Raw genomic sequence first — 24,297 nt, 5'->3', positions numbered from 1 at the left:
TTTTCGTGGTCCTCGTCGGCCGGGTCGCGCCGCCGCCGCGTGGCGTCAGTGCTTGCCGGTGCTGCCGAAACCGCCCGCGCCGCGATCGCTCTCGGGGAACGCGTCGACGAGGTTGAACGTGGCCTGCACGACCGGCACGATCACCAGTTGCGCCAGACGCTCGAACGGATTCAGCACGAACGGCACATGACCCCGGTTCCAGGTCGAGACCATCAATTGGCCCTGGTAATCCGAGTCGATCAGTCCCACTAGATTGCCAAGCACGATGCCGTGTTTGTGGCCGAGGCCCGAGCGCGGCAGGATCAACGCAGCGTAGCCGGGATCGGACAGATGAATCGCCAGCCCCGTCGGCACGAGCACCGTCTGTCCCGGTTCAATGGTCATCGGTGTGTCGAGGCACGCCCGGAGATCGAGCCCGGCACTGCCCGGCGTGGCATAGGCGGGCAACTGCGAGCGCAGGCGTTCGTCGAGAATCTTGACGTCGAGGTTCATGGTCGTATGGCGTTGGATGAGGGATGGCTGTCGAAAAATGCGGCCAGGGACGCTTCGCGCACAGGCGGGCGCGTCTCCGGTGCCCGTCAGTCGGCGCTGCGCAACGAAAACGCTTGCGCGAGCAGTTCATGTGAGCGCAGCCGGGCGCGATAACTGCCGGCCACGGTCAACACGACAATTTCGTCGGCCTCGAACTGTTCCTGCAACGCCAACACGCGTTCAGTCACGCGCTCTGGGGTGCCGATGATACTACGCGGCTTCTCGCGCGCGATCACGGACAACTCCCGCTCACGATACTGTGCCATGGCCTGCGCGCCTTGCTCAAGGCTCGGAATCGGCTCGTTCATGCCGTAAGCCATCTGCACGCGCCGAAGGTCTACGCCGGCCTCCAGGGCTTCGGCCTCGGCGTCGGTATCGGCACAGATGACGAAGAGCGCCACGGCGCAATAGGGTTTGCGCGGCGCGCCCGGCGTGAAGCGCTCGCGGTACGCCTGCGTAACGCGATGGCCATCATGGGCATTGATGAAGTGGGCGAAGCAGTAGCGCAGACCGAGCTGCGCGGCAAGCAGGCCACCGAACTCGCTCGAGCCCAGTACCCACAGCTCGGGGCGTGTTGCCACCGCCGGCTGCAGCAGCACGTCGCGGTATGGGTGATCGTCGGCCAGCGTGTCGTTGAATAGGCCGGCCAGCTCTGCCACCTGTTGCGGGAAGTGCTCGCCGGCGTCGTACGGCCCTTTCGCCACGGCGCGCGCCGTGCGCATGTCGCCGCCGGGGGCACGTCCGACGCCAAGGTCGATGCGATTCGGAAACAACGCCTCGAGCGTCAGAAATTGCTCGGCCAACTTGAACGGGCTGTAGTACGGCAGCATGACGCCGCCCGAGCCGACCCGCAGGTGCTTCGTCACGCTGGCGAGCCGGGCGATCATGACCTCCGGTGCCGGATTGGCCACACCACGCAATCCGTGATGCTCCGCGCACCAGTAGCGCGTGTAGCCCAGGTCGTCGGCGGCCTGCGCCAGTTCCACGGTCGCTGCGATGGCGTCCGCCACACTGTGGCCGTGAATTACGGGAGTTTGATCGAGGATCGACAGCTTGATGCGTGCCGCGGCCGTAGTCGTCATGAATTCGAGGCTCCAAGTCGATGGCGTCGGGCCATCGACGTCGTCGTGGTGCGGAATCAGTGGCCGCTGCCGGCGGACGAATCCGCCGGTGTCGCGACCGGGCCTGCGTGCGGCAGGCGCGCAATCATGAGAATCGCGACGATGCCGCCGAGGGCACCGCACAGGAAGATCGAGGCATAGCCGAAATAGTTGGCGACGAGACCGGCCATCGGACCGATCAGCCCAAGCGCCAGATCGAAGAATGCCGAGTAGGCCGCCAGCGCCGCGCCGCGGTTCTGCGGCGGGACCTGACGCAGCGCCTCCACGCCGAGGGCCGGGAAGACCAGCGAGAAGCCCACGCCGGTGAGTCCGGCGCCCACGAGGGCCATGTCCGGGTTCACCGCGCCCCACAGCAGGAACTGGCCGATGGCGCTGAACACGAGCGAGGCCATAGCCACGCGGCGTCCGCCGAATCGATCGACGGCGTGCGCGAGCACGATCCGTATGCCGATAAAGCATGCGCTATAGAGCGTGAGCGCGAACGCGGCACCCGACCAGCCGTGGCTCGCATAGTACAGCGTGATGAACGCGGCAATGACGGCATAGCCGATGCTGCCCAGCGTCATGGCCAGTCCCGGGCGCCATACCAGTCCCACCACACGGAAGAACGGCAAGCGATTCCCGCCAATGGGCGCGGCTGCTGGCAGACGCAGCGCGATCGCGAACGCGATGGCGGGCAGCGCGATGTTCACCAGCGAGACCGCCGTAAAGCCGGCCGATTGCAGCAGGTAGGCCCCGAACGGGGCACCGATGGCGATCGCCGTGTACATGGACACGCCTTGCCACGAAATCGCCTTGCTGGCGTGGGCGGCGCCGAGCAGGCCGATGCCCCACGACATGCCGCCGGTCAGGATCAGGCTTTCGCCGAAGCCGAGCACAACGCGTCCCGCGATGAGAATGCCCAGCGCAAGTGCCGGGTGCGGCACCATCGACGCCGCCAGATAGAGCACGCCCGCCACGCCGCAGCCGCACAGGCCGGTCAGCACGGCGCGGCGCGGGCCGCGGGTGTCGACGGTGCGTCCGGCGTAGGAGCGCAGCAGCAATGTGACGACCGACTGGATGCCGATGGTCACGCCCACCACGAAGGCGCCGTAGCCGAGCGTTTCGTGCACGTAGACCGGCAGTACGGGCAGCGGCATGCCGATCGTCATGAAACCGAAGAACATGATTGCGGCGAGCATGCTCAGGGTCCCGTAGACACTGACGGCGGGCCGCGCGGAGGTAGGAGGTTGCGTCATTGGGCTTGTTATTGTTTGCGATGGCCTTCGAGGGCCGACGGCGGAAGGGCCGAAGGGCCGCGGTGCTGAGGCCGTGACGTCGAGCGTTGCCGCCAGTCTGTCAGCGTCGTCGGACAACGACGATGACAGACGAGACACCGATGAGACGGTGTGCGGCACGTGGTTGGGCGCAGACGATCGTCAGCCCGGCGCGCGCGAGGGAAGCCGGGCGGCGATTTCGGCGATCAGGCGTTGGGCGAGCGATGCCTTGTCGGCACGCGGCAGGTGTTGCTGCCCGGCCTCGTCGAACAGGATGACCTCATTGTCGTCCTGCCCGAACGTGGCCGGCCCGAGATTGCCGACGAGCAGCGGCACCTGCTTGCGTTTGCGCTTCTGGGCGCCATGCGTCTCCAGATCGCCTGACTCGGCTGCGAACCCCACGCAGTAGGGCGGCGTCGGCAGCTGCGCGACGGCCGCGAGGATGTCGGGGTTCTGCACGAATTCGAGCGTCGGCACGTCGGCGTCGCCCGCCTTCTTGATCTTGTCGCGGGCCACATCGCGCACGCGCCAATCGGCCACGGCGGCCACCGCGATGAAGATGTCGTTGTGCGAGATGTCGGCCATCACGGCGTCATACATTTGCTGCGCCGTCTGGACGTTGCGGCGCGTGACACCGTAGGGCGTCGCCAGCGAGCACGGGCCGGCGATCAGATGCACCTCGGCACCGGCCTGCGCCGCGGCACGCGCGAGCGCGAAGCCCATCTTGCCGCTGGACAGGTTGGTCAGGCCGCGGACCGGGTCGATGGGCTCGAAAGTCGGGCCGGCGGTAATTAGCACGCGGCGCCCGGCGAGTCGCTTGGGCTGGAAGAAGCTGGCAAGCGCCTCGAACAGGTCCTCCGGTTCGAGCATTCGTCCGTCGCCGATTTCGCCGCAGGCCTGCTCGCCGCTGCCGGGGCCGAGGATCGCGACGCCATCGCCGCGCAGCGTCGCCGCATTGCGCTGAGTGGCCGGGTTGGCCCACATCTGACGGTTCATCGCGGGCGCCACCAGCAGCGGGCAATCGCGCGCCACGCACAGCGTGGACAGCAGATCGTCCGCCATGCCGTGCGCGAGCTTGGCGAGAAAGTCGGTGGAGGCCGGGGCGATGAGAATGGCGTCGGCCTCGCGCGAGAGGTCGATGTGCGCCATGTTGTTGTCGATGCGGCCATCCCACTGACTGGTGAAGACCGGGCGGCCCGAGAGCGCCTGCATCGTGAGCGGGGTGATGAATTGCGTGGCGGCCTCGGTCATCACGACCTGCACCGTCGCACCGGCCTTGATGAGCAACCGGGTGAGTTCGGCCGACTTGTAGCAGGCAATGCCGCCGGTCAGGCCGAGAACGATGGTCTTGCCCGCAAGTTCACCGCGATCCATAGGAAGTGCCTCCTCCAAAGTGCTGCGCGGCGCCTCCTGGGCGCCGCGACGGTGTTTTGCCTCGATCCGCGGTGCGCTATTTGCCGCGCCGCACGCGTCGCAGCTCGTCGATCACCAGCAGTACGGCGCCCACGCAAATTGCCGAGTCAGCCATGTTGAACGCCGGCCAATGCCAGCCGCCGACGTGAAAGTCCAGAAAGTCGATCACGTGGCCGTAGATCACCCGATCGATCACGTTGCCCAGCGCGCCGCCCAGAATCAGCGAGAGCGACAGGCAGAACATCTTCTGGCCGTGATGGCGCTTGAGCAGGAAGATGATCACGGTCGCCGCCACCAGACCGAGCAGCGTGAAGAACCAGCGCTGCCAACCGCCCGCGGCCGCCAGGAAGCTGAACGCCGCGCCCTTGTTGTACACCAGCACCAGATTGAAGAACGACGTCAACGGATGAAACTCGCCGTACTGGAACGTCTTCAGAATCGTCAGCTTGGTGACCTGATCGATCAGGATCGCGATGACCGCGACCCCAAGCCACGGGGCCAAGCCATAAGCGGCGCCACCCCGCGCGCCCCCATTGCCATTGCTGCGTCGTGCGCCCGTACGGGCGCCTGCCTTGCTTGCCATTATGCCGCGCTCCGGTGTTCGCCGCTGCCGAACAGATTCGACACGCAGCGGCCACAAAGGGTGGGATGGGCCGCGTCTGCGCCCACGTCTTCGCGATAGTGCCAGCAACGCTCGCACTTCTGGTGCGAGGACGGCGTGACCATCACGCCTTCGTCGGCTTCGGTCGCCACCTGCGTGACGGCCGCCGCCGATGTGATCAGCACGAAGCGCAGGTCGTCGCCGAGGCTCGCCAGCACCTCGTACTTGCGCCCCGAGACGCGCACGTCGACTTCGGCCTGCAGCGACGAACCGATCTGCTCCGCCGCGCGTGCCTCTTCGAGCGCCTTGGTGACGTCGCCGCGCACCGTGCGCAGGAGGTACCACTTCTCAAGCAGACGCGAGCCTTCCGCGACGTCCGGATAAGCGTAGTACGTCTCCGTGAAGATCGTGTCATTGCCCGGCTGGAACACCTGCCATGCTTCTTCGGCCGTGAACGACAGGAACGGGGCCATGAGCTTGAGCAGGCCATGCGTGATGTGGTACAGGGCGTTCTGGGCGGCGCGGCGGGCCGGCGAGTCCGGTGCGCTCGTGTACAGACGATCCTTCAGAATGTCGAGGTAGAAGCCGCCGAGGTCCTCGGAGCAGAACGTCTGGAGCTTGGCCACGACCGGATGGAACTCGTAGCGGTCGTAGTGGCCGAGCACTTCGGTTTGCAGCGACTGGGCCAATGCCACGGCGTAGCGGTCGATTTCCAGCCATTGGTCGGCCGGCAGCGCGTGCTTCGCGTGGTCGTAATCGGCCAGATTCGAGAGCAGGAAGCGCAGCGTGTTACGGATACGGCGATACCCTTCGGTGACGCGCTTGAGGATTTCGTCCGAGATCGACAGCTCGCCCGAGTAATCGGTCGACGCCACCCACAGGCGGATGATTTCGGCACCGAGCTTGTCTGCGACGTCTTGCGGCAGAATCGTGTTGCCGATCGATTTCGACATCTTGCGGCCCTGACCGTCGACCGTGAAGCCGTGCGTGAGCAGCGCCTTGTACGGCGGGCGGCCGTCGATCATCGAGGCCGTGAGCAGCGACGAATGGAACCAGCCGCGGTGCTGATCCGAGCCTTCCAGATACAGGTCGGCCGGGAAGCCCAGCTCATGCGCGTGCGAGCCGCGCAGCACATGCCAGTGCGTCGTGCCCGAGTCGAACCACACGTCGAGCGTGTCGCGGTTCTTCACGTAATCCTTGGCCTCGTCGCCGAGCAGCTCCACCGGGTCGAGCGTTTGCCACGCTTCGATGCCTTCGGTTTCCACGCGCTTGGCCACGGCTTCGAGCAGTTCCGGGGTGCGCGGATGCAGCGCGCCGGTTTCCCTGTGCACGAAGAAGGCCATCGGCACGCCCCATTGGCGCTGGCGCGAGAGCGTCCAGTCCGGGCGGTGCGCGATCATGTTGTGCAGACGCTGCTTGCCCCACGCCGGGAAGAACTCGGTGGCTTCGATGCCGGCGAGCGCGATCTCGCGCAGGGTGTTGCCGCCGCCCGGCGCGCCGTCGACCGGCTTCACGTCCATGCCCGCGAACCACTGGTTCGTCGCGCGATAGATGATCGGGGACTTGTGACGCCAGCAGTGCATGTAGCTGTGCGTGTACTTGAACGAGTGGAACAGTGTACCGGCTTCGCGCAGCGCTTCGACGATCTGCGGGTTGGCGTCCCAGATCGACTGGCCGCCGAACAGCGGCAGGCTGTCCTGATAGTGTCCGTCGCCCAGCACCGGCATGCGGATATCCGCGTCGGACATGCCATGCGCCTTGCACGACACGAAGTCTTCCACGCCATAGGCGGGGGCCGAGTGGACGATGCCCGTCCCCGTTTCGGTCGTCACGTAGTCGCCGAGATAGACCGGCGAGGTGCGCTCGTAGCCGGCGTCGGCCGTCGACAAGGGGTGACGGAAGCGGATCAGCGAGAGCGCTTCGCCCTTCGTGCGCGCGACGATGTCGCCGTGCAGGCCGTAAGTCTTCAGGCAGTCTTCAACGCGTTCGCTTGCCAGAATCAGCAGACCGCGCTCGGTCGAGACCAGCGCGTATTCGACTTCCGGGTGAACATTGAGCGCCTGGTTCGACGGGATCGTCCACGGGGTGGTCGTCCAGATGACGATGTGGCCGTCTTCGTGCGGCAGCTTCGGCAGGCCGAAGGCCTTCGCGACTTTCTCCGGCTCGGCGAAGGCAAAGCCGACATCGATGGCCAGATCGGTCTTGTCCTTGTACTCGACTTCCGCTTCGGCGAGTGCCGATCCGCAGTCGAAGCACCAGTTCACCGGCTTCAGGCCACGGTAGACGTAGCCGTTCTCCATGATCTTCGCGAGCGCACGAAGCTCGTTCGCTTCGTTCGAGAAGTTCATGGTCTTATACGGGTTGTCCCAGTCGCCGAGCACGCCCAGACGCTTGAAGTTGGGCTTCTGGCGTTCGATCTGTTCCGCCGCGTAGGCGCGCGCCCTTTCCTGTACTTCGCGCACCGGCAGGTGCTTGCCGAACTGCTTTTCGATCTGGATTTCGATCGGCATGCCATGGCAATCCCAGCCCGGTACATAGGCGGCGTCGAAGCCCGCCAGGCTGCGTGCCTTGACGATCATGTCCTTGAGGATCTTGTTGACCGCGTGGCCGAGGTGGATGTCCCCGTTGGCATACGGCGGGCCGTCATGCAGGATGAACTTCGGACGGCCTTTGCTTGCGCGGCGGATCTTGTCGTAGATCTTCTTGTCCTGCCATTGCTTGACCCACTGAGGCTCGCGCTTGGGCAGATCGCCGCGCATCGGGAACGGCGTGTCCAGCAGGTTGACGGGATATTTGCTCGGGGCTTTCTTTTCGCTCATGGGGCTTCGCTACGAATTTGGAATATCAGGTGTAGGGCGCTCGCGCCGTTGGCGTTGCAGGCGGGCCTTGTGGGCCGGAAGCGGCAACGCCCGGGCAGGTGCCAGTGGCGGCGGCGGGCCGCGCGCGAGGCGCTGGGCGCCGGCGCACGCGGGCGAAGATCAACTAATTCGGTCGGTAGCCGAGGTGGCAAAGTCGCGTCGTGCGCTCGGGCTGTTGGCATCAAGCGCATGCGCGAAGTAGGCGCGCGCCTCGCGCGTGTCTTGCGCGATGGCCGCTTCCAGTTCGGCCAGACCGTCGAATTTGGCTTCGTCACGCAGCTTCTGCAAGAATTCCACACGCACCAGCTTGCCATAACAATCGCCGTCGAAATCGAGCAGGTGGACTTCGAGCAGCACGCGCCCGGAATCGTCCACGGTCGGGCGCCAACCCAGGCTGGCCACGGCGGGCAGCGGTCGGTCCGCCAGGCCATGCACCTGCACGACGAAAATTCCCGTCAACGCCGGATGCTTGTGGGCGATGCGCAGATTGAGCGTCGGGAAGCCCAGCTTGCGGCCGAGCTTCATGCCATGCACGACGTGGCCCGTGATCGCGTACGGACGGCCGAGCAGCGCGTGGGCGCGCTCGAAATTGCCGTCGGCGAGCGCCGTGCGCACTTCGGAGCTGGAAATCCGCACGCCGTCGTGTGCGAAGGTCGGCATTTGTTCGACGACGAAATCGAAGCGACGGCCGGCATCGCGCAAATATTCGATGTCGCCCGCGCGTTTCGCGCCGAAGCGGAAGTCGTCGCCCACGAGCAGCCAGCGGGTGTGCAACCCGTCGACGATGATATTGCGCACGAAGTCTTCAGGCGACTGGCCGGCGAAATGGGCGTTGAAGTGTTCCACCACCAGGCGGTCGACCCCATGCGAGCGAAGCGCCTCGAACTTGTCGCGCAGGTTGGAAATGCGCGCGGGCGCCCGGTCGGGCATGAAATACTCACGGGGATGCGGCTCGAACGTCATCACGCACACCGGTAGGCCGCGTGCGGCCGCCGAGGCGCGAACGCGAGCGAGCAGCGCCTGGTGGCCCAGGTGCACGCCGTCGAAATTGCCGATCGTCAGCACGCAGGGCGCTTTGCTCTGCGCGTTGGGTAGACCCCGGAAGACTCGCACGATAATGGAAGCGTCAGGTCAGGACGTCGAATTGAGCGTTGGTGGATAATCCCGCGCGGCGCGGATGCGAAGACCCACCGGCCTGCGGCGACGGGGCGAGCCCAGGGCGGCGCAGGACGGCCGATCCGACATTGCGGCGCCGCAGAACGTTGAATTATAAACGCTTCGGGGCCATCGCGGCGCACGACGCGGTCAATGCCACGTGTCTGGTGCGTCGCACCAATGATAAAATCCTGCGATGAAGAACATTGTCATCCTGATTTCCGGACGAGGCAGCAACATGCAGGCCATCGTCCGTGCCTGTACCGCAGAAGGCTGGCCGGCCCGCGTGGCGGCCATCATCACCAATCGCGCCGACGCCGAAGGCCTGGCATTCGCCCAGGAAAACGGCATCGCTACGGCCGTGGTGCCCAGCCAGGGCAAGACGCGCGAGGCGTTCGACGCCGAACTTGCCGCCGAGATCGATCGCCATCAGCCCGATGTGGTGGTGCTCGCCGGCTTCATGCGCATTCTGACGCCGGGCTTTACCGAGCGCTACGCCGGCCGACTCCTGAACATTCACCCGTCGCTGTTGCCTGCCTTCCCGGGTCTGCAAACGCACGCCCGCGCGCTCGACGCCGGCTGCAAGGTCGTGGGCGCAACCGTGCATTTCGTCACGGCCGAGCTCGATCACGGCCCGTACATCCTGCAGGCGGCCTTGCCGGTGCGGGCAGGAGACACCCCCGAGACGCTGGCCGAGCGCATTCTGCCGCTGGAACACATCATTTATCCGCGCGCCGTGCGCTGGTTCGTGGAAGATCGTCTGGTCGTGGCCGATGGCCGCGTGACGACCACGCCCGGGGCCGACGGCACGCCCGATCCGCAATGGCTTTTTGGTGAGGACGCATGAGCACCCGCCCGACACAGCGCCGCGATGGCGCCAATCAATCCGGTCATCGCGCCGGTGGCCGATCCACCGATACCCGTCAGCCGTCAAAGGGCGGGCAGGCGGGAGAGCGTCAGGAGCGATATGTCCGCCCTGACCGCTACGACCGTTCACGCAACGATCGCCGCCCGGAGGCGCCGCCCGCCGAGACGGCCCGCATGCGCGGCGAGCACCTGTCGCCCGCACTCTTCGAGCACACGCAACGCCTGCTCGGCAGCGTGCTGACGTTCAGCGGTCCGGCCGATACGCTTGTGAGCACGTACTTCCGCGCCAACGCCAAGCTGGGCCACCGCGAGCGCGGTGTGCTGGCGGAAACGGTCTTCGCCATTCTGCGCCGCAAGCTCGAATTCGGTCAGCATGCAGGCAGTGGCTCCGGGCCGCTGGAGCGACGCCTGGCATTGCTCGGTCTGGCGTTCACGCGCGGTCTGGCGTCGGTGCAACTGGTGGCAACGCCCGATGAAGTCTCGTGGCTCGAGCACGTCGGTCAGATCGACCCGGCCAGCCTGTCTGCTCGCGTGCGCACCAATTTGCCGGAATGGCTCTATGAGCGTCTGGCCACGCGATTCGACGGCACTGAACTCGAAGCGCTCGCTGCGGCCCTTAACCAGCCCGCGCCGCTCGACTGCCGTGTGAACGTGGTCAAGGCGAACCGGGACGATGTGCTCGCGCAACTGCGTGCGGACGGCTTTTCGGCCGAGCCGACGCCGTTCGCGCCCAACGGCATTCGTCTGGCCGGCAAGCCTGCACTGCAAAAGCATCCGCTGTTCATTTCCGGTGCGATCGAAGTTCAGGACGAGGGAAGCCAGTTGCTGTGCCAATTGGTCGCGCCGCGTCGCGGGGAGATGATCGTCGACTTCTGCGCCGGGGCCGGCGGCAAGACGCTCGCCATCGGCGCGCAGATGCGTTCGACGGGGCGCCTTTACGCGTTCGATATCTCGGAAAAGCGCCTGGCGAAGCTCAAGCCGCGTCTGGCGCGCAGCGGCCTGTCGAACGTCTATCCGGTCATGATCGACAGCGAGAACGACAGCAAGATCAAGCGTCTGGCGGGCAAGATCGACCGCGTGCTGGTCGACGCCCCTTGCAGTGGGCTTGGCACGCTGCGTCGCAATCCGGATCTGAAATGGCGTCAGTCGCCACAGTCGGTCGCGGAGCTCACGCAAAAGCAGGCGTCGATCCTCGCGAGCGCAGCACGTCTGGTGAAGCCGGGCGGCCGTCTCGTGTACGCTACGTGCAGCCTGCTGAACGAAGAGAACAGTGCCATCGCCGAGGCGTTTGCGGCCGCACATCCGGATTTCGCGCTGTTACCGGCGAATGCGTTGCTTGCAGCGCAGAAAATCGACATCGACACGGGCGAGTATCTCGAATTGCTGCCGAACCGCCACGCGACCGACGGCTTTTTCGCCGCCGTGTTCGAGCGACGTTCGGCGTAACGCTGTGCTCGGCGTCGGCTAACAAAAAACAAGAAGAGAGAGAGCGATGCAGGAAAGTCCGGCTTTCGCGAGATTGGTGCGTGATGTCGTGCGTGATGTCGGCGAACCGCAGGTCGTCTGGCAGGTCGTGGCGCTCGCGCTCGCGCTTGTCGTTGCCTTCGTGCTGCGGCGCTGGATGATCGGCCGGCTCGACCGTCATTTCGAGCGTGTCGCACCGGCGCGCCGGGCGGGGTCGTCGAGCCTGCGTCGCGCCTTCTTCCCGATTTTCGGCTGGATCTGCGTGGCGCTCACGCGCGTGGTGCTGCAGGACTACACGCACGTCTCGCTGCTGATGCTCGCGGAGGTGCCGCTCTTCGGCACTGCGCTCATCTATCTGGCGTTTTATCTCGCGCGCCGATTGTTCGCGTCGTCTCCCCACGCGTCGGGGCTGCTGAAAGTCTTCGAGCGCGTTTTCACGGCGCTCGCCTGGCTGTCAATGCTGGCGTACGTGCTCGGTGTCCACGACGACATCCTGAAGTGGCTCGCCAGCGTGCGCTTCGCCGTGGGCTCGAGCCATCTGACGTTGCTCTCGATCCTCTCCGGCCTGCTCTGGATCGGCGTGACGCTCGTGCTGGCGATGTGGGTGGGGGCGCTGATTGAAGACCGGATCATGCGCACGGCCACGCTCGACGGCAATCTGAAGGTGGTGCTTTCGCGGCTGGTCAAGGGCGTGCTGACGCTGATTGCGGTGCTCACGACGCTGTCGTTCGTCGGCATCGACGTTACGGTGCTCGGGGTGTTCGGCGGCGCGCTCGGCGTGGGGCTGGGCTTCGGTTTGCAGAAGATCGCGTCGAATCTCGTGTCGGGCTTCATTATCTTGCTCGACCGCTCGGTGCGCATTGGCGACCTCATTACCGTCAGCCCGTACCACGGCACGGTTTCGCAGATCAATACGCGCTATACGGTCGTTCGGGGGCTGGACGGCGTCGAAGCCCTGGTGCCGAACGAGCAACTGGTGACGAACGTCGTCCAGAATCACTCCTTTACCGAGACCCGCGGGCGCGCCAAGGTCAATGTGCAGGTGGCTTACAGTGCCGACGTCGAACTGGCGATGTCGCTGATGCTCAAGGCGGCCGTGGGCATTCCCCGCGTGTTGGCCGATCCGGCGCCTTCGGCGTTGTTGTTGAACTTCGGCGCGGATGGGATGGATCTCGAAATGGGCTTCTGGGTGCAAGATCCGGCTCAGGGCAGTGGCGCGATTCGTTCTGAGATCAATTTGCGGATTTGGCGCACTTTTCGTGAGCATGGTATTGAAATTCCGTATGCGCAGCGCGAAATACGCATTCTGAATGATTGGACCGATGGCGTGCCGGTCGGCGGTGCGCATCCGACGGTGTTGCCGGCAGAATCGTCTGAACGCGCGCCACAGCAGGCCGAAGACGGCGCCAAGCGGCCTGCATAGCCCGGAATTGATGCTTTTCCCCGGGGCAGCGGGTTGACCTGCGACAAAATGCGTGGCGGGGACGTTACACACGGGCGTCAGTCCGTCAGGTAAAATGCTTGCCAAACGATAAAAACCCGACGTTCACTGGCACGTTTTCCGCCCATCTCGCCCCGGCATTCAGCAACTTGCCGATCTTCAGCGAATCCAAGCGTCAAGCGAGCTCAAGAACGAGACCTGACGCGACGGCCATCGATGCCCTACCGGCCCGACAAGACAAGACACGGCAGCGATGCCGTGATTGCTACCGTATTGATTAGTTTGGAGTGATATTTTGCTGGACAGTCTCCTTGGATTCATCTCGACCGGCCTGCTCGACTGGAGCGGCTGGAAGATCACCTTGTTCACGTTGATCGTCACCCATGTGACGATCGCGGGCGTGACGATCTACTTGCACCGTTGCCAGGCGCACCGCGCGCTCGACGTGCATCCGATCGTCGCCCATTTCTTCCGTTTCTGGCTGTGGATGACCACTGGCATGGTCACCAGCGAGTGGGCTGCCATTCACCGCAAGCACCACGCCAAGTGCGAAACGCCGGAAGATCCGCACAGCCCGCAAACGCGCGGCCTGTGGAAAGTACTGGCCGAAGGGGCCGAACTCTATCGCGCCGAAGCGAAGAACGAAGAAACGCTGCGCAAGTTCAGCCACGGCACGCCGAACGACTGGATCGAGAATCATCTCTACAAGCGCTATCCGATTCTGGGTGTGAGCTTCATGATGATCATCGACATCGCCCTGTTCGGCGCGGTCGGCCTGACGGTGTGGGCCGTGCAGATGGTGTGGATTCCGTTCTGGGCGGCCGGCGTGGTCAACGGTCTGGGCCACTATTGGGGTTACCGCAACTTCAATTGCGCGGACGCGTCGACCAACCTGCTGCCGTGGGGCATCATCATCGGCGGTGAGGAGCTGCACAACAACCACCACACGTACGCGACGTCGGCCAAGCTCTCGAACAAGTGGTATGAGTTCGACATCGGCTGGCTCTATATCCGTGTGTTGTCTGCGCTGGGTCTGGCCAAGGTGAAGAAGATCGCGCCGACGCCGAAGCTCGCGAAGAACAAGGCAGCGTGCGACGATGACACGCTGCAGGCCGTGCTCTCGAACCGCTACGAAGTGATGGAGCGATACGCCAAGACATTCAAGCGTGCCTACGGTCAGGAACTGGCGCGCTTCAAGGAAAAGCGTCAGCTTGGCGAGTATCAGTTGCTGCGTGGCGCGAGCAAGTGGCTGCATCACGACGAAGCTTCGCTGCAAGAGCCGCAGAAACAACAGTTGGGCGAGATCTTCGCGCACAGCAATGCCGTCAAGACGTATTACGAACTGCGTCGTGAGCTGGCCGGCATCTGGGAGCGCTCGAATGCATCGCGCGAACAGCTCCTGGGCCAGTTGCAGAACTGGTGCCATCGCGCGGAACAGAGCGGTATTCACGCGCTGCAGGAGTTTGCGACGCGTCTGCGCCGTTACGCATGAACGGGCTCAGCCAGAAATTCGTTTTTGACGCATAATCAAAACCCCGCCAAGGCGGGGTTTTGTCATTCCCGGTCCCCCCGCGGGCCACGTGAAAATGAACGCCTCAATCAAATCCGTACAATTCGAGCGCCCCGCACCGAGCGGCGCCACGTGTGTTGCCCATGCGTGGGCACGGGTCCCGGATGCGCCATCGCAAGTAGAACGCGAAGCCCTCAAGGCCCGAATCAAGCGCCTGCTCGTAGAGCAGAATGCTGTGCTGGTGGCCCATTACTACGTCGACGCCGACTTGCAGGATCTCGCCGAAGAGACGGGCGGTTGTGTGGCTGACTCGCTCGAAATGGCCCGTTTCGGCCGAGACCATTCAGCCAAGACGCTCGTGGTGGCCGGCGTGCGTTTCATGGGCGAGACCTCGAAGATTCTGAGTCCCGAAAAACGCATTCTGATGCCCGATCTCGATGCGACCTGCTCGCTCGATCTCGGTTGTCCCGCCGACGAGTTCGCTGCATTCTGTGATGCGCATCCCGACCGAACGGTCGTCGTGTATGCGAATACCAGTGCTGCCGTGAAGGCGCGAGCCGACTGGATGGTGACGTCGTCGATCGGGTTGGAAATCGTGGCGCATCTGCACGCGCAGGGGAAGAAAATTCTCTGGGCGCCGGATCGTCATCTGGGCAGTTACGTCCAGAAGCAGACGGGCGCCGACATGCTCTTGTGGCAGGGCGCTTGCCTGGTGCACGACGAATTCAAGGGGACCGAGCTGGAAGTGCTGCGTCGGGAATTTCCGAACGCCAAGGTGCTGGTGCATCCGGAGTCGCCCGCCTCGGTCGTCGAACAGGCCGATGTGGTGGGTTCGACGTCGCAGATGATCACGGCCGCTCAGACGATGGCGGCAACCGAGTTCATCGTGGCGACCGACAATGGCATTCTGCACAAGATGCGCGCTGCGGCGCCGGGCAAGCGTTTCATCGAAGCGCCGACGGCCGGCAACAGTGCCACCTGCAAGAGCTGCGCGCACTGCCCGTGGATGGCGATGAACAGTTTGCAGAATCTGGCCGACGTACTGGCGTCGGGGCGCAATGAGATTCACGTGGATGCGGAGATCGGCCGCCGCGCCCACACCTGTATCGACCGAATGTTGAAGTTCGCCGAGGCGCGCAAGCAGAACGTCCGCGCCAGTGGCGATTTCGCGCGCGATGGTGCGCTGTTTGCCGGCGTGGGCCCCGCATGATGACGTCATCCAAAATGCTGAATACCGACGAGGCGCTCTCGCCCGATTTCGCCGCGTTCGGCGAGCCGCTCGAGGCGGCGCTCGCGCGCAACGTGCGCGACGCGCTCGCGGAAGACATCGGCGCCGGCGATTTGACCGGCTTGCTTGTACCGTCCGAGGAAATGGCGCACGCGCGCATCATCGTGCGTGAGTCGGCGGTGCTGTGCGGCGTACGTTGGTTTGAGCGCTGCATGCAAGGGGTCAATGCCTCGGTGCGCGTCCAGTGGCACTACCGGGAAGGCGAGCGCATGACGCCCGACTCGGCGGTGTGCGATATCCACGGCCCGGCGCGCGCGCTGCTCACGGGGGAGCGCACTTCGATGAACTTCCTGCAATTGCTTTCCGGCGTCGCGACGGCGGTGCGTCGTTATTCGGATATCGTCGAGGGCACGAAGGCGCGGGTGCTCGACACGCGCAAGACATTGCCGGGCCTGCGCCTCGCGCAGAAGTTCGCCGTGCGCGTGGGCGGCGGGGCGAATCAACGCCTGGCGCTCTACGATGGCATTCTCATCAAGGAAAACCACATCGCAGCGGCCGGCGGCATTCGGCAAGTGCTGGCGAACGCCGACCGTCTGGCCGACGGTGCGCCGGTGCAGATCGAGGTGGAGTCGCTCGAGGAGCTGGAAATGGCACTGGAATGCGGCGCGACCTCGATCCTGCTCGACAACTTCACCTTGGAAATGATGCGCGAGGCGGCACGCGTCACGGATGGCCGCGCCGTGCTCGAGGCTTCGGGCGGGATCCATCTCGAAACGCTGCGAGCGATTGCGGAAACGGGCGTCGATCGGATTTCCGTCGGTGCACTGACCAAGGATGTTCGCGCGACCGATTTTTCGATGCGGATTTTGGAGACGGTGGGGTAAGCGCCGTTCGCGCCTGTCATGCGCAAGATCGAAGGCCGCAGGGTTTCCCTCTGCGGCCTTTTTGCTTTCGCCGGTGCGGCGGTGTGCGTCGATCGGTGGCCGATCAGCGGGCGCGACGCGGTAACACGGGCGAAAGCACGGTCGGCAGGGCCTTCGGCAGGGTGTCGGGGAAGTCTCGCGAGAAGTGCAGGCCGCGACTCTCGTGGCGCGACAGGGCACTGTCAACGATCAACGACGCCACGTCGACCAGGTTGCGCAATTCCAACAGATCGCGGCTCACGCGGAAGTTTGCGTAGTACTCGGCAATTTCCTCGCGCAGCAGGGCGATACGATGCTGCGCCCGCTCCAGCCGCTTGGTCGTGCGCACAATGCCGACGTAGTTCCACATCATGCGGCGCAATTCGTCCCAGTTATGCGCGACCACCACTTCTTCGTCGGCATCCGAGACACGGCTCTCATCCCACGCCGGGACGTCTTCTGCCGGCGGCGGCGTCGCTTCGTCCCGTTGAATATCTTCGGCAGTGGCCTTGCCGAGTACCAGGCATTCCAGCAGCGAGTTGCTGGCAAGGCGGTTGGCGCCATGCAGGCCGGTGTAGGTGGCTTCGCCGACGGCATGGAGTCCTGGCAGGTCCGTGCGGCCGCGCATGTCGGTGACGATGCCGCCGCACGTATAGTGTGCTGCCGGCACCACCGGAATCGGTTGCTTCGTGATGTCGATGCCCAGTTCAGCGCAGCGCGCCAGAATCGTGGGGAAATGCTCGTGCAGGAATTCGGGGCTTTGGTGGCTGATGTCGAGATACACGCAGTCCAGACCGTGCCGCTTCATCTCGAAATCGATGGCGCGCGCCACGATGTCGCGCGGTGCCAGCTCGGCGCGCGGATCGTGTTGCGGCATGAAGCGAGTGCCGTCGGGCAACACCAGGCGTCCGCCTTCACCGCGCACGGCTTCCGTGATCAGGAACGACTTGGCGTACGGATGATAAAGACAGGTCGGGTGGAACTGGATGAACTCCATGTTCGCGATGCGGCAACCGGCACGCCACGCCATCGCGATGCCGTCGCCGGTCGCGGTGTCGGGATTCGTCGTGTAGAGATACACCTTGCCCGCGCCGCCCGTGGCCAGCACCGTGTGCCGCGCCGTCATGGCGTGGACCTCGCCGGTGCCGAGATCCTGCACGTAAAGGCCTTGGCAATGACGCCCGGCTGTCGGTGCCGCATCGGCACGGTCGGAGGTGATCAGATCGACCGCGAAGTGATTCTCGAAGACGGTGATATTCGGATGCTGGCGCACGCGTTCGGTGAGCGTGGCGATCACGGCGTGCCCAGTGGCGTCGGCGGCATGAATGATGCGGCGGTGGCTATGGCCGCCTTCGCGCGTCAGATGGAAGCCGAGTTCGGCGGCGTCGTCGCGGGTGAACGGCACGCCTTGCGCGATGAGCCATTCGATGGCTTCGCGGCTGTGTTCGACGATGAATCGCGTGGCGGCTTCGTCGCACAGGTCGGCGCCGGCGATGAGGGTGTCCGCAACATGCTCGTCGACGCTATCGGTCGAGTCGAGCACGGCGGCGATGCCGCCCTGTGCCCAGTCGCTGGCCCCTTCGGGCATGGGGCGTTTGGCGACCAGCGCTACGCGGCAGGTTTTGGCCAGGTGCAGGGCGACGGACTGGCCGGCGAGCCCACTGCCGACGATGACGACATCGAAATTCATGATACGCGCGCTCTCTGGAATCGACGCCACGGGCGTGGTGCCATTCTCGTGATGGGAAATGAGCCAGTATAGCGAGTCAATACGCGCGCGACACATGACCCTATGCGCACATCGGAGAAATTCTATGTTGCGTGACTACGCATAGCGTAGCGTTGCGAATTTCGGGACGCCCAAACGAAAAACCCCGCCTGTGGCGGGGTATCGAACGCAGCAGCGAACCGCTGCGAGAAAACCTGTTGATCTTATTTGATCTTGGTTTCCTTGTAAGCCACATGCTTACGAGCCACCGGATCGAACTTGCTGATTTCCATCTTTTCCGGATGGGTACGCTTGTTCTTGGTGGTCGTGTAGAAATGACCCGTGCCAGCGGTCGATTCCAGCTTAATCTTGTCGCGAGCGCCTTTTGCCATGATGATCTCCTAAAACTTAGATGGCGTTGCGCGAACGCAGGTCCGCCAGAACGGCGTCGATGCCGTTCTTGTCGATCAGGCGCAGGCCGGCCTTCGAAATGCGCAGGCGCACAAAGCGGTTTTCGGTCTCAACCCAGAACCGGCGATTTTGCAAGTTCGGAAGAAAACGACGCTTGGTTTTGTTGTTGGCGTGGGAAACGTTATTGCCGACCATCGGCGCTTTCCCGGTCACTTGACATACGCGTGCCATGAAGCACTCCTAACCCAGAATTCTGTGTAAAAAAAGGTGAGTCGAAAAGACAGACCGCGATGATACCACAAAAATCCCAGACAAATCAATCGCTTTCGCGATGCAGGATGCGAGTCCCTGGCGGGAAACGTCTGTCGGAGATTCGGGAAGGGACGGATTATAGCGCAAGCGCTGCGCGAACGCGACCCAACTGCCAAAATTCTGTGCAGATGTTGTTGTGGGGTGTCACAGCTCGCCGTTCTCCGCGAGTGAATACACGCGGGTTCCGGCCACGATGAAGTGGTCGAGCAGCCGGATTTCCAGCAGCGCCAGCGCGTCGCCCAACTGGCGCGTGAGCGCCAGATCGGCCGCACTTGGGGTAGGCACGCCGGACGGATGATTGTGCGCGACGATGACGGCCGCCGCGTGCACGTCGAGCGCGGCGCGCACAATCTCGCGCGGATAGGCGCAGGTCTGGGTGAGCGTTCCCTCGAACATGACGCGCGTGCTGATCAGCCGATGCGCGGCATCCAGAAAGAGGCACGCGAAGCGCTCGCGCGACCGATCCTGCAATGTGAGGCGCAGATAGTCGTGCACGCGCGCCGGAGAATCGAGCAGATTGCCGGACTGCATGCCTTCTCCCAGCATGCGGCGCGCCACTTCGAGGGCGGCCTGAAATTGCAGAATTTTGGCCTGACCTAGCCCCGGAATTTGCCGTAACGTCTCGAAGGGCGTGGCGAGCAGCCGAGTCAGCGATCCGCTTCGCGCCAGCAATTCGCGACCTAGATCGACGGCATTGCGCCCGTGCGAGCCCGTCCGCAACAGGATGGCGAGCAACTCGGCATCGGACAGCGCACCGGCACCGCGGGCCAGCATTTTTTCACGGGGACGCTCGGCGAGCGGCCATTGAGCGATGGACATGACGACTCCAAGGAGGGACACCATCGCGCGCATGATCGCGGGTGCCACGAATATCACAAACGATGCCGTCGACAGGAAAAAATCGGGGCTGCTTCGATGGGGAGCCGGACGCGCAACGCGCCGTCCTTTACAATATTAGCTTGACCTTGCTGTGAGACCCCCATGAGTTCTGCCGTAACCCCTGTGGTTCAAGACGATTCCTATCTGACGCTCCACTACCGGATCGCCGCCCCCGACGGCGCGGACATTGTCAACACTTTTGAAGGTACGCCGGCGACGCTGCAACTCGGCGGCGGCCAGATGGCGCCGACGTTGGAGCAGTCGCTGCTGGGGATGACGGTCGGGGCGCGCCGCCGGACCGAGCTGGCGCCGGAGCAGGCATTCGGCCCGCGCAACCCGGAGCTGCTGCAACGCGTTTCGATGAAGACGTTGCAGGAAAACAGCAATTTTGGCGAAGCCTATAGCGTTGGCGATCTGGTCGAGTTCAACGCGCCGAGCGGCGGCCGCTATGCGGGCATCCTGCGAGAGTTGGGTGACGGCTGGGCCTTGTTCGACTTCAACCATCCGCTGGCCGGCCAGCCGATCGTGTTCGAAGTCCAGATTATCGGCATTCTGTAGGAATCGAAATGAGCGCCACCCAAGTCGTAGCACCGACCCTGTCGGATGCGGAAATTCTTCTGGCCCAGCCGCGCGGTTTTTGCGCGGGCGTCGACCGCGCGATCGAGATTGTCGAGCGCGCGCTCGCGATGTACGGCGCGCCGATTTACGTGCGCCACGAGATCGTGCACAACGCCTATGTCGTTGACAACCTGCGTAAGCAGGGCGCGATTTTCGTCGAGGCGCTGACCGACGTGCCGGCGGGCAACACGCTGATTTTCAGTGCCCATGGTGTGTCGCAGGCCGTACGGGCCGAGGCGGAAGCGCGCGGCCTGCGCATCTTCGATGCCACCTGCCCGCTCGTCACCAAGGTGCACGTCGAAGTCGCGAAGATGCGTAGCCAAGGGCTCGAGATCATCATGATCGGCCACAAGGGGCACCCGGAAGTGGAGGGCACGATGGGGCAGTCGGGCGAGGGCATGTTCCTCGTCGAGACGATCGACGACGTGCTGGCGCTCCAGGTCGCCGATGAGAGCAAGCTCGCCTATGTGACGCAGACGACGCTATCCGTCGACGACGCCGCCGAGGTGATCAATGCACTCAAGCAGCGTTTCCCTTCGATTACCGAGCCGAAGAAGCAGGATATTTGCTACGCCACGCAGAATCGCCAGGATGCAGTGAAGTTCATGGCGCCGCAGTGCGACGTGGTGGTCGTCGTTGGTAGCCCGAACAGTTCCAACTCCAATCGCCTGCGCGAAGTGGCCGAGAAGATGGGCGTGCCCGCGTACATGATCGATGCGCCGGAGCAACTCAAGCCGGAGTGGTTCGACGGCAAACGCCGGATTGGCGTGACGGCGGGGGCGTCGGCCCCGGAAGTGCTGGCGCAATCGATCGTTTCGCGTCTGCGTGAGCTGGGCGTCAATCAGGTCAAAGTGCTCGATGGCGTGGAAGAAAATATTGCGTTCCCGCTTCCGAAGGGTCTTGTGCCGGTGGCGGCCGGCTAAGCGCCGTCGTCGCAACAATGCCGATCGGCCAGCGGTAACCCCGCATGGCTGACAAACCGGGTGCCATATTACGTGGCCCCGGGTTTTTTTTGCCTCCTTCCTTTGCCTCGCCTCCCCGCGCCGGATTCCCCACGACCCCGCGCGTCGACCCTCCCTGACGCAAGCGCCGCGTCGCTCACCGAATCGCAGATCGCGCTCGGGATTCGTCTTGCGGAATCTATGCAAAATCAAATTGAATTTCGCGGATAATCCGCGCGACGCATTTCATCGATTTTGGCGTCTTGTTAGATAAAACTTGTCGACTCGACACGCAATTCAGCGAATACAGAATTGATTGAGCAATTAGCATTCGCTTTCCAGAAAATCAATTATTTATTTATTCCCTTAATTAGAACAAGCGCTCCAGATAGCGCGGGCATGCAACTTGCATATCTAGTTATTGCTGTGTCCGAGCCCATGACTGGTGCATCGGTTGCACCATGACGTTACCCGCACCGGTGGGCACGGTGTGTAAAACCTTTAACCAATCCGGGGTTGCGCTTTTGAAAAAATCGGGTTGCACAAGTCGGTATAAAACCTTAGGCCTCCATTATGGAAAACCCTGTGGCGGCGAGCATCGCATCCGCAAAGAATGGAGTTACAATGCGCGCGTTTCGCATACGAAACGTTGAATTGGCGTTACTGGCGTTATTCATCCGCCGACAATTTGGAGATAATCACATGCAACTCAAGTTCGCGAAGGTACTGCCCGTCGTTGCCGCAGTGACGCTGTTGGCGGCATGCGGTCAGAAGGAAGAAAAGCAGGCCGATTCGGGCGCCGCTTCGGCGCCCGCCGCGACGACTGCCGCCAGCGGGGGCGGCGATGCGGTTGTAGTTAAAATTGGTCACGTTGCGCCGCTGACGGGCCAAATTGCTCACTTGGGCAAAGATAACGAAAATGGTGCACGCCTCGCTATCGAAGAAGCCAACAAGGCGGGCCTGACCATCGACGGCAAGCCGGTCAAGCTCGAACTGCTGGCTGAAGATGACGCGGCCGATCCGAAGACCGCAACGCAGGTCGCCCAGAAGCTCGTCGACGAGAAGGTCGTTGCCGTGGTGGGCCACTTGAATTCGGGCACCACGATCCCGGCCTCGAAGATCTATAGCGATGCTGGCATCGTGCAGATCTCCCCGTCGGCCACTAACCCGGCCTACACCCAGCAGGGCTTCAAGACGGCCTATCGTGTGGTGGCTACCGACGCTCAGCAGGGCCCGGCACTGGCCAACTACGCGACCAAGGCATTGGGTGCCAAATCGGTGGCCATCGTCGATGACGCAACGGCCTACGGCAAGGGCTTGGCCGACGAGTTCGAGAAGACCGCGAAGGCTAACGGCCTGAAGGTGCTCTCGCACGACGCGACCAACGACAAGGCCACGGACTTCCGCGCGATTCTGACGAAGATCAAGGGCGAGCGTCCGGACATCATCATGTACGGCGGTATGGACGCGACCGGCGGCCCGTTCGCCAAGCAGTCGAAGGAACTGGGCATTGGTGCCAAGGTGCTGGCCGGCGACGGCGTGTGTACCGACAAGGTGGCCGAACTGGCCGGCGACGCGATCGACAACATCGTCTGCTCGGAAGCGGGTATGGCGCTGTCGAAGATGGAAGGCGGCGCGGACTTCTCGAAGCGTTATGAAGCCCGTTTCAACCAGCCGATCCAGATCTACGCCCCGTTCACGTATGACGCTGTCAACGTGATCATCGACGCCATGAAGCGTGCCAACTCGACCGATCCGGCCAAGATCCTGGCCGCCATGCCGGCCACCGACTACAAGGGCGTTATCGGCCACATCGCCTTCGACAGCAAGGGCGACATGAAGGAACCGGTGATCACGCTCTACAACTACAAGGACAAAAAGAAGAGCGTGCTTGACGTGGTGAAGATGTAACTCTAAGGCATTTGCGCCATGAAACGGCACCGCTGCCTACCCGTTCGGTGCCGTTTCGATCTCTGCGGAAATACGCCGTGCCTGCATGACGGGCACGGCCCCCCCTCCTGACACAGGATTACGCCTCATTACCCGCAATTCTCTCGACCCCCTCGCGCGCCCGATCGGGCAAGCGTGTCGAGAGCCCGTTCTCGGGACAAGGAGTTAGCTTCATGGATATCTTTATCCAACAAATCTTGAACGGCCTCGTGCTTGGTAGCGTCTACGCGATCATTGCACTGGGCTATACGATGGTCTATGGCATTTTGGGCATCATTAATTTCGCCCACGCCGACGTGATGATGATCGGCGCGATGGTCGCGCTATCCACCATCAATCTCTTGTTGAAAATCGCGCCGGACATGAACCCGGCGCTCATGCTGGCCATTGCCACGCTCGTGTGTATGCCCGTGTGTGCCTTGACCAACTTCGTGATCGAGCGCGTGGCCTACCGGCCGTTGCGCAATGCGCCGCGTCTGGCGCCGCTGATCACCGCGATCGGTGTGTCGCTGCTCTTGCAGACGATCGCCATGCTGATCTGGTCGCGCAACCCGCTCTCGTTCCCGCAACTGCTGCCGACCGACGCCATGACCGTGATTCCGCAACACGGCGACCAAATCGGCGCCGTGACCAACGGCACGGGTGTCGTGATCGTGGTCGTTGCCTTCCTCGTGATGTTCGGTCTCACGCAGCTTGTGAACCGCACCAAGCTTGGCCGCGCCATGCGGGCCACCGCGGAAAATCGCAACGTCGCCGGCCTCATGGGCGTGAACCCGAACTTCGTGATCTCCGCAACGTTCGCGCTGGGCGGTGGGCTCGCGGCGCTCGCGGGCGTAATGATGGCGTCGAACTACGGCAACGTGCACTTCTACATGGGCTTCATTCCCGGGATGAAGGCGTTCACGGCGGCGGTGCTGGGCGGTATCGGCAACCTGCAGGGCGCGATGGTCGGCGGTGTGTTGCTGGGCCTGATCGAAGCGCTGGGTGCGGGGTACATCGGGGATCTGACCGGTGGTGTGTTCGGCAGTAACTATCAGGACGTGTTCGCTTTCATTGTCCTGATCGCGGTGCTCGTGTTCCGTCCGAGTGGTTTGCTCGGCGAGCGCGTGGCGGATCGTGCATAAGCGGGGA

General features: G+C 63.5%; 21 protein-coding genes. 10 read left to right on the top strand and 11 right to left on the bottom strand.

What is annotated here, in order from left to right; genetic code table 11:
* Window positions 1–45: 45 nt before the first annotated feature.
* The 7 genes from dut to OYT13_RS19395 all read right to left on the bottom strand — a co-directional run bounded on the left by dut (window position 46) and on the right by OYT13_RS19395 (window position 8,893).
* Entirely contained in the window at window positions 46–492 is a 447-nt protein-coding gene (dut, locus tag OYT13_RS19425) for a dUTP diphosphatase (RefSeq protein WP_017232771.1), read from the bottom strand.
* 86 nt (window positions 493–578) lie between these two features.
* Window positions 579–1,613 carry an LLM class flavin-dependent oxidoreductase gene (locus OYT13_RS19420; RefSeq protein WP_017232772.1) on the bottom strand — a complete coding sequence of 345 codons (1,035 nt, stop codon included), beginning with the start codon at window positions 1,611–1,613 and terminating at the stop codon, window positions 579–581.
* A gap of 56 nt (window positions 1,614–1,669) precedes the next feature.
* Entirely contained in the window at window positions 1,670–2,833 is a 1,164-nt protein-coding gene (locus OYT13_RS19415) for an MFS transporter (RefSeq protein WP_017232773.1), read from the bottom strand.
* 237 nt (window positions 2,834–3,070) lie between these two features.
* Window positions 3,071–4,282, bottom strand: coding sequence for a bifunctional phosphopantothenoylcysteine decarboxylase/phosphopantothenate--cysteine ligase CoaBC (gene coaBC, locus OYT13_RS19410; protein ID WP_017232774.1), 1,212 nt, complete (start codon window positions 4,280–4,282; stop codon window positions 3,071–3,073).
* Window positions 4,283–4,358: 76 nt separating this feature from the next.
* Window positions 4,359–4,904 carry a signal peptidase II gene (gene lspA, locus OYT13_RS19405; protein WP_017232775.1) on the bottom strand — a complete coding sequence of 182 codons (546 nt, stop codon included), beginning with the start codon at window positions 4,902–4,904 and terminating at the stop codon, window positions 4,359–4,361.
* The gene (ileS, locus tag OYT13_RS19400; RefSeq protein ID WP_268566841.1) at window positions 4,904–7,741 is read right to left on the bottom strand and encodes an isoleucine--tRNA ligase; all 2,838 of its coding nucleotides are present in this window, start codon (window positions 7,739–7,741) and stop codon (window positions 4,904–4,906) included. Before ileS ends, lspA begins: the two co-directional genes overlap by 1 nt.
* 159 nt (window positions 7,742–7,900) lie before the next feature.
* Entirely contained in the window at window positions 7,901–8,893 is a 993-nt protein-coding gene (locus OYT13_RS19395; protein WP_026131737.1) for a bifunctional riboflavin kinase/FAD synthetase, read from the bottom strand.
* A gap of 238 nt (window positions 8,894–9,131) precedes the next feature.
* Here OYT13_RS19395 and purN point away from each other — a divergent pair, with 238 nt between their 5' ends.
* The 6 genes from purN to nadC all read left to right on the top strand — a co-directional run bounded on the left by purN (window position 9,132) and on the right by nadC (window position 16,329).
* Window positions 9,132–9,782: a phosphoribosylglycinamide formyltransferase gene (gene purN / locus OYT13_RS19390; protein ID WP_017232778.1), complete on the top strand. Its 651-nt coding sequence runs from the start codon at window positions 9,132–9,134 to the stop codon at window positions 9,780–9,782.
* A 194-nt stretch (window positions 9,783–9,976) separates the two neighbouring features.
* Window positions 9,977–11,248 (top strand): RsmB/NOP family class I SAM-dependent RNA methyltransferase, encoded by a 1,272-nt coding sequence (locus OYT13_RS19385; RefSeq protein WP_017232779.1) that lies wholly within the window; start codon window positions 9,977–9,979, stop codon window positions 11,246–11,248.
* Between the two features lie 46 nt (window positions 11,249–11,294).
* Complete coding sequence (locus OYT13_RS19380) at window positions 11,295–12,689, top strand: mechanosensitive ion channel family protein (protein WP_261938058.1); 1,395 nt, start codon at window positions 11,295–11,297, stop codon at window positions 12,687–12,689.
* Window positions 12,690–13,002: 313 nt separating this feature from the next.
* Window positions 13,003–14,199: a DesA family fatty acid desaturase gene (locus OYT13_RS19375; RefSeq protein WP_017232781.1), complete on the top strand. Its 1,197-nt coding sequence runs from the start codon at window positions 13,003–13,005 to the stop codon at window positions 14,197–14,199.
* 94 nt (window positions 14,200–14,293) lie between these two features.
* Window positions 14,294–15,427, top strand: a complete 1,134-nt coding sequence (gene nadA, locus OYT13_RS19370; protein ID WP_268566840.1) for a quinolinate synthase NadA — start codon at window positions 14,294–14,296, stop codon at window positions 15,425–15,427.
* A 14-nt stretch (window positions 15,428–15,441) separates the two neighbouring features.
* Window positions 15,442–16,329, top strand: a complete 888-nt coding sequence (nadC, locus tag OYT13_RS19365) for a carboxylating nicotinate-nucleotide diphosphorylase (RefSeq protein WP_268566839.1) — start codon at window positions 15,442–15,444, stop codon at window positions 16,327–16,329.
* A 103-nt stretch (window positions 16,330–16,432) separates the two neighbouring features.
* Here the strand turns inward: nadC and nadB are convergent, their stop codons facing one another.
* From nadB to radC, 4 genes are all read right to left on the bottom strand, one after another.
* The gene (nadB, locus tag OYT13_RS19360) at window positions 16,433–18,037 is read right to left on the bottom strand and encodes an L-aspartate oxidase (RefSeq protein WP_268566838.1); all 1,605 of its coding nucleotides are present in this window, start codon (window positions 18,035–18,037) and stop codon (window positions 16,433–16,435) included.
* Window positions 18,038–18,279: 242 nt separating this feature from the next.
* The gene (gene rpmG, locus OYT13_RS19355) at window positions 18,280–18,447 is read right to left on the bottom strand and encodes a 50S ribosomal protein L33 (RefSeq protein WP_017232785.1); all 168 of its coding nucleotides are present in this window, start codon (window positions 18,445–18,447) and stop codon (window positions 18,280–18,282) included.
* Window positions 18,448–18,463: 16 nt separating this feature from the next.
* A complete protein-coding gene (gene rpmB, locus OYT13_RS19350) occupies window positions 18,464–18,697 on the bottom strand; it encodes a 50S ribosomal protein L28 (RefSeq protein WP_017232786.1) in 234 nt (77 codons plus the stop codon).
* Window positions 18,698–18,922: 225 nt separating this feature from the next.
* Window positions 18,923–19,597, bottom strand: coding sequence for a RadC family protein (gene radC, locus OYT13_RS19345; protein WP_017232787.1), 675 nt, complete (start codon window positions 19,595–19,597; stop codon window positions 18,923–18,925).
* A gap of 162 nt (window positions 19,598–19,759) precedes the next feature.
* Here radC and OYT13_RS19340 point away from each other — a divergent pair, with 162 nt between their 5' ends.
* From OYT13_RS19340 to OYT13_RS19325, 4 genes are all read left to right on the top strand, one after another.
* Window positions 19,760–20,215, top strand: coding sequence for an FKBP-type peptidyl-prolyl cis-trans isomerase (locus OYT13_RS19340; protein ID WP_268566837.1), 456 nt, complete (start codon window positions 19,760–19,762; stop codon window positions 20,213–20,215).
* Window positions 20,216–20,223: 8 nt separating this feature from the next.
* Window positions 20,224–21,198, top strand: coding sequence for a 4-hydroxy-3-methylbut-2-enyl diphosphate reductase (gene ispH, locus OYT13_RS19335; RefSeq protein ID WP_017232789.1), 975 nt, complete (start codon window positions 20,224–20,226; stop codon window positions 21,196–21,198).
* A gap of 720 nt (window positions 21,199–21,918) precedes the next feature.
* A complete protein-coding gene (locus tag OYT13_RS19330; RefSeq protein ID WP_017232790.1) occupies window positions 21,919–23,127 on the top strand; it encodes a branched-chain amino acid ABC transporter substrate-binding protein in 1,209 nt (402 codons plus the stop codon).
* A gap of 212 nt (window positions 23,128–23,339) precedes the next feature.
* Complete coding sequence (locus OYT13_RS19325; protein ID WP_017232791.1) at window positions 23,340–24,290, top strand: branched-chain amino acid ABC transporter permease; 951 nt, start codon at window positions 23,340–23,342, stop codon at window positions 24,288–24,290.
* Window positions 24,291–24,297: the final 7 nt, after the last annotated feature.

Source organism: Pandoraea sp. XJJ-1, from assembly GCF_026802345.1.
Classification (GTDB): Bacteria; Pseudomonadota; Gammaproteobacteria; order Burkholderiales; family Burkholderiaceae; genus Pandoraea; species Pandoraea cepalis.
This window is presented reverse-complemented; position numbering and strand designations above follow the sequence as displayed.

What these genes read in the sequence shown, in the direction of transcription:
- rpmG (WP_017232785.1), bottom strand. Translation starts at nt 18,447, where the DNA reads ATGGCAAAAGGCGCTCGCGACAAGATTAAGCTGGAATCGACCGCTGGC.
- rpmB (WP_017232786.1), bottom strand. Translation starts at nt 18,697, where the DNA reads ATGGCACGCGTATGTCAAGTGACCGGGAAAGCGCCGATGGTCGGCAAT.
- ileS (WP_268566841.1), bottom strand. Translation starts at nt 7,741, where the DNA reads ATGAGCGAAAAGAAAGCCCCGAGCAAATATCCCGTCAACCTGCTGGAC.
- dut (WP_017232771.1), bottom strand. Translation starts at nt 492, where the DNA reads ATGAACCTCGACGTCAAGATTCTCGACGAACGCCTGCGCTCGCAGTTG.
- nadA (WP_268566840.1), top strand. Translation starts at nt 14,294, where the DNA reads ATGAACGCCTCAATCAAATCCGTACAATTCGAGCGCCCCGCACCGAGC.
- ispH (WP_017232789.1), top strand. Translation starts at nt 20,224, where the DNA reads ATGAGCGCCACCCAAGTCGTAGCACCGACCCTGTCGGATGCGGAAATT.
- radC (WP_017232787.1), bottom strand. Translation starts at nt 19,597, where the DNA reads ATGTCCATCGCTCAATGGCCGCTCGCCGAGCGTCCCCGTGAAAAAATG.
- OYT13_RS19325 (WP_017232791.1), top strand. Translation starts at nt 23,340, where the DNA reads ATGGATATCTTTATCCAACAAATCTTGAACGGCCTCGTGCTTGGTAGC.
- nadC (WP_268566839.1), top strand. Translation starts at nt 15,442, where the DNA reads ATGCTGAATACCGACGAGGCGCTCTCGCCCGATTTCGCCGCGTTCGGC.
- lspA (WP_017232775.1), bottom strand. Translation starts at nt 4,904, where the DNA reads ATGGCAAGCAAGGCAGGCGCCCGTACGGGCGCACGACGCAGCAATGGC.
- OYT13_RS19420 (WP_017232772.1), bottom strand. Translation starts at nt 1,613, where the DNA reads ATGACGACTACGGCCGCGGCACGCATCAAGCTGTCGATCCTCGATCAA.
- coaBC (WP_017232774.1), bottom strand. Translation starts at nt 4,282, where the DNA reads ATGGATCGCGGTGAACTTGCGGGCAAGACCATCGTTCTCGGCCTGACC.
- OYT13_RS19380 (WP_261938058.1), top strand. Translation starts at nt 11,295, where the DNA reads ATGCAGGAAAGTCCGGCTTTCGCGAGATTGGTGCGTGATGTCGTGCGT.
- purN (WP_017232778.1), top strand. Translation starts at nt 9,132, where the DNA reads ATGAAGAACATTGTCATCCTGATTTCCGGACGAGGCAGCAACATGCAG.
- OYT13_RS19415 (WP_017232773.1), bottom strand. Translation starts at nt 2,833, where the DNA reads ATGCTCGCCGCAATCATGTTCTTCGGTTTCATGACGATCGGCATGCCG.
- nadB (WP_268566838.1), bottom strand. Translation starts at nt 18,037, where the DNA reads ATGAATTTCGATGTCGTCATCGTCGGCAGTGGGCTCGCCGGCCAGTCC.
- OYT13_RS19330 (WP_017232790.1), top strand. Translation starts at nt 21,919, where the DNA reads ATGCAACTCAAGTTCGCGAAGGTACTGCCCGTCGTTGCCGCAGTGACG.
- OYT13_RS19340 (WP_268566837.1), top strand. Translation starts at nt 19,760, where the DNA reads ATGAGTTCTGCCGTAACCCCTGTGGTTCAAGACGATTCCTATCTGACG.
- OYT13_RS19385 (WP_017232779.1), top strand. Translation starts at nt 9,977, where the DNA reads ATGCGCGGCGAGCACCTGTCGCCCGCACTCTTCGAGCACACGCAACGC.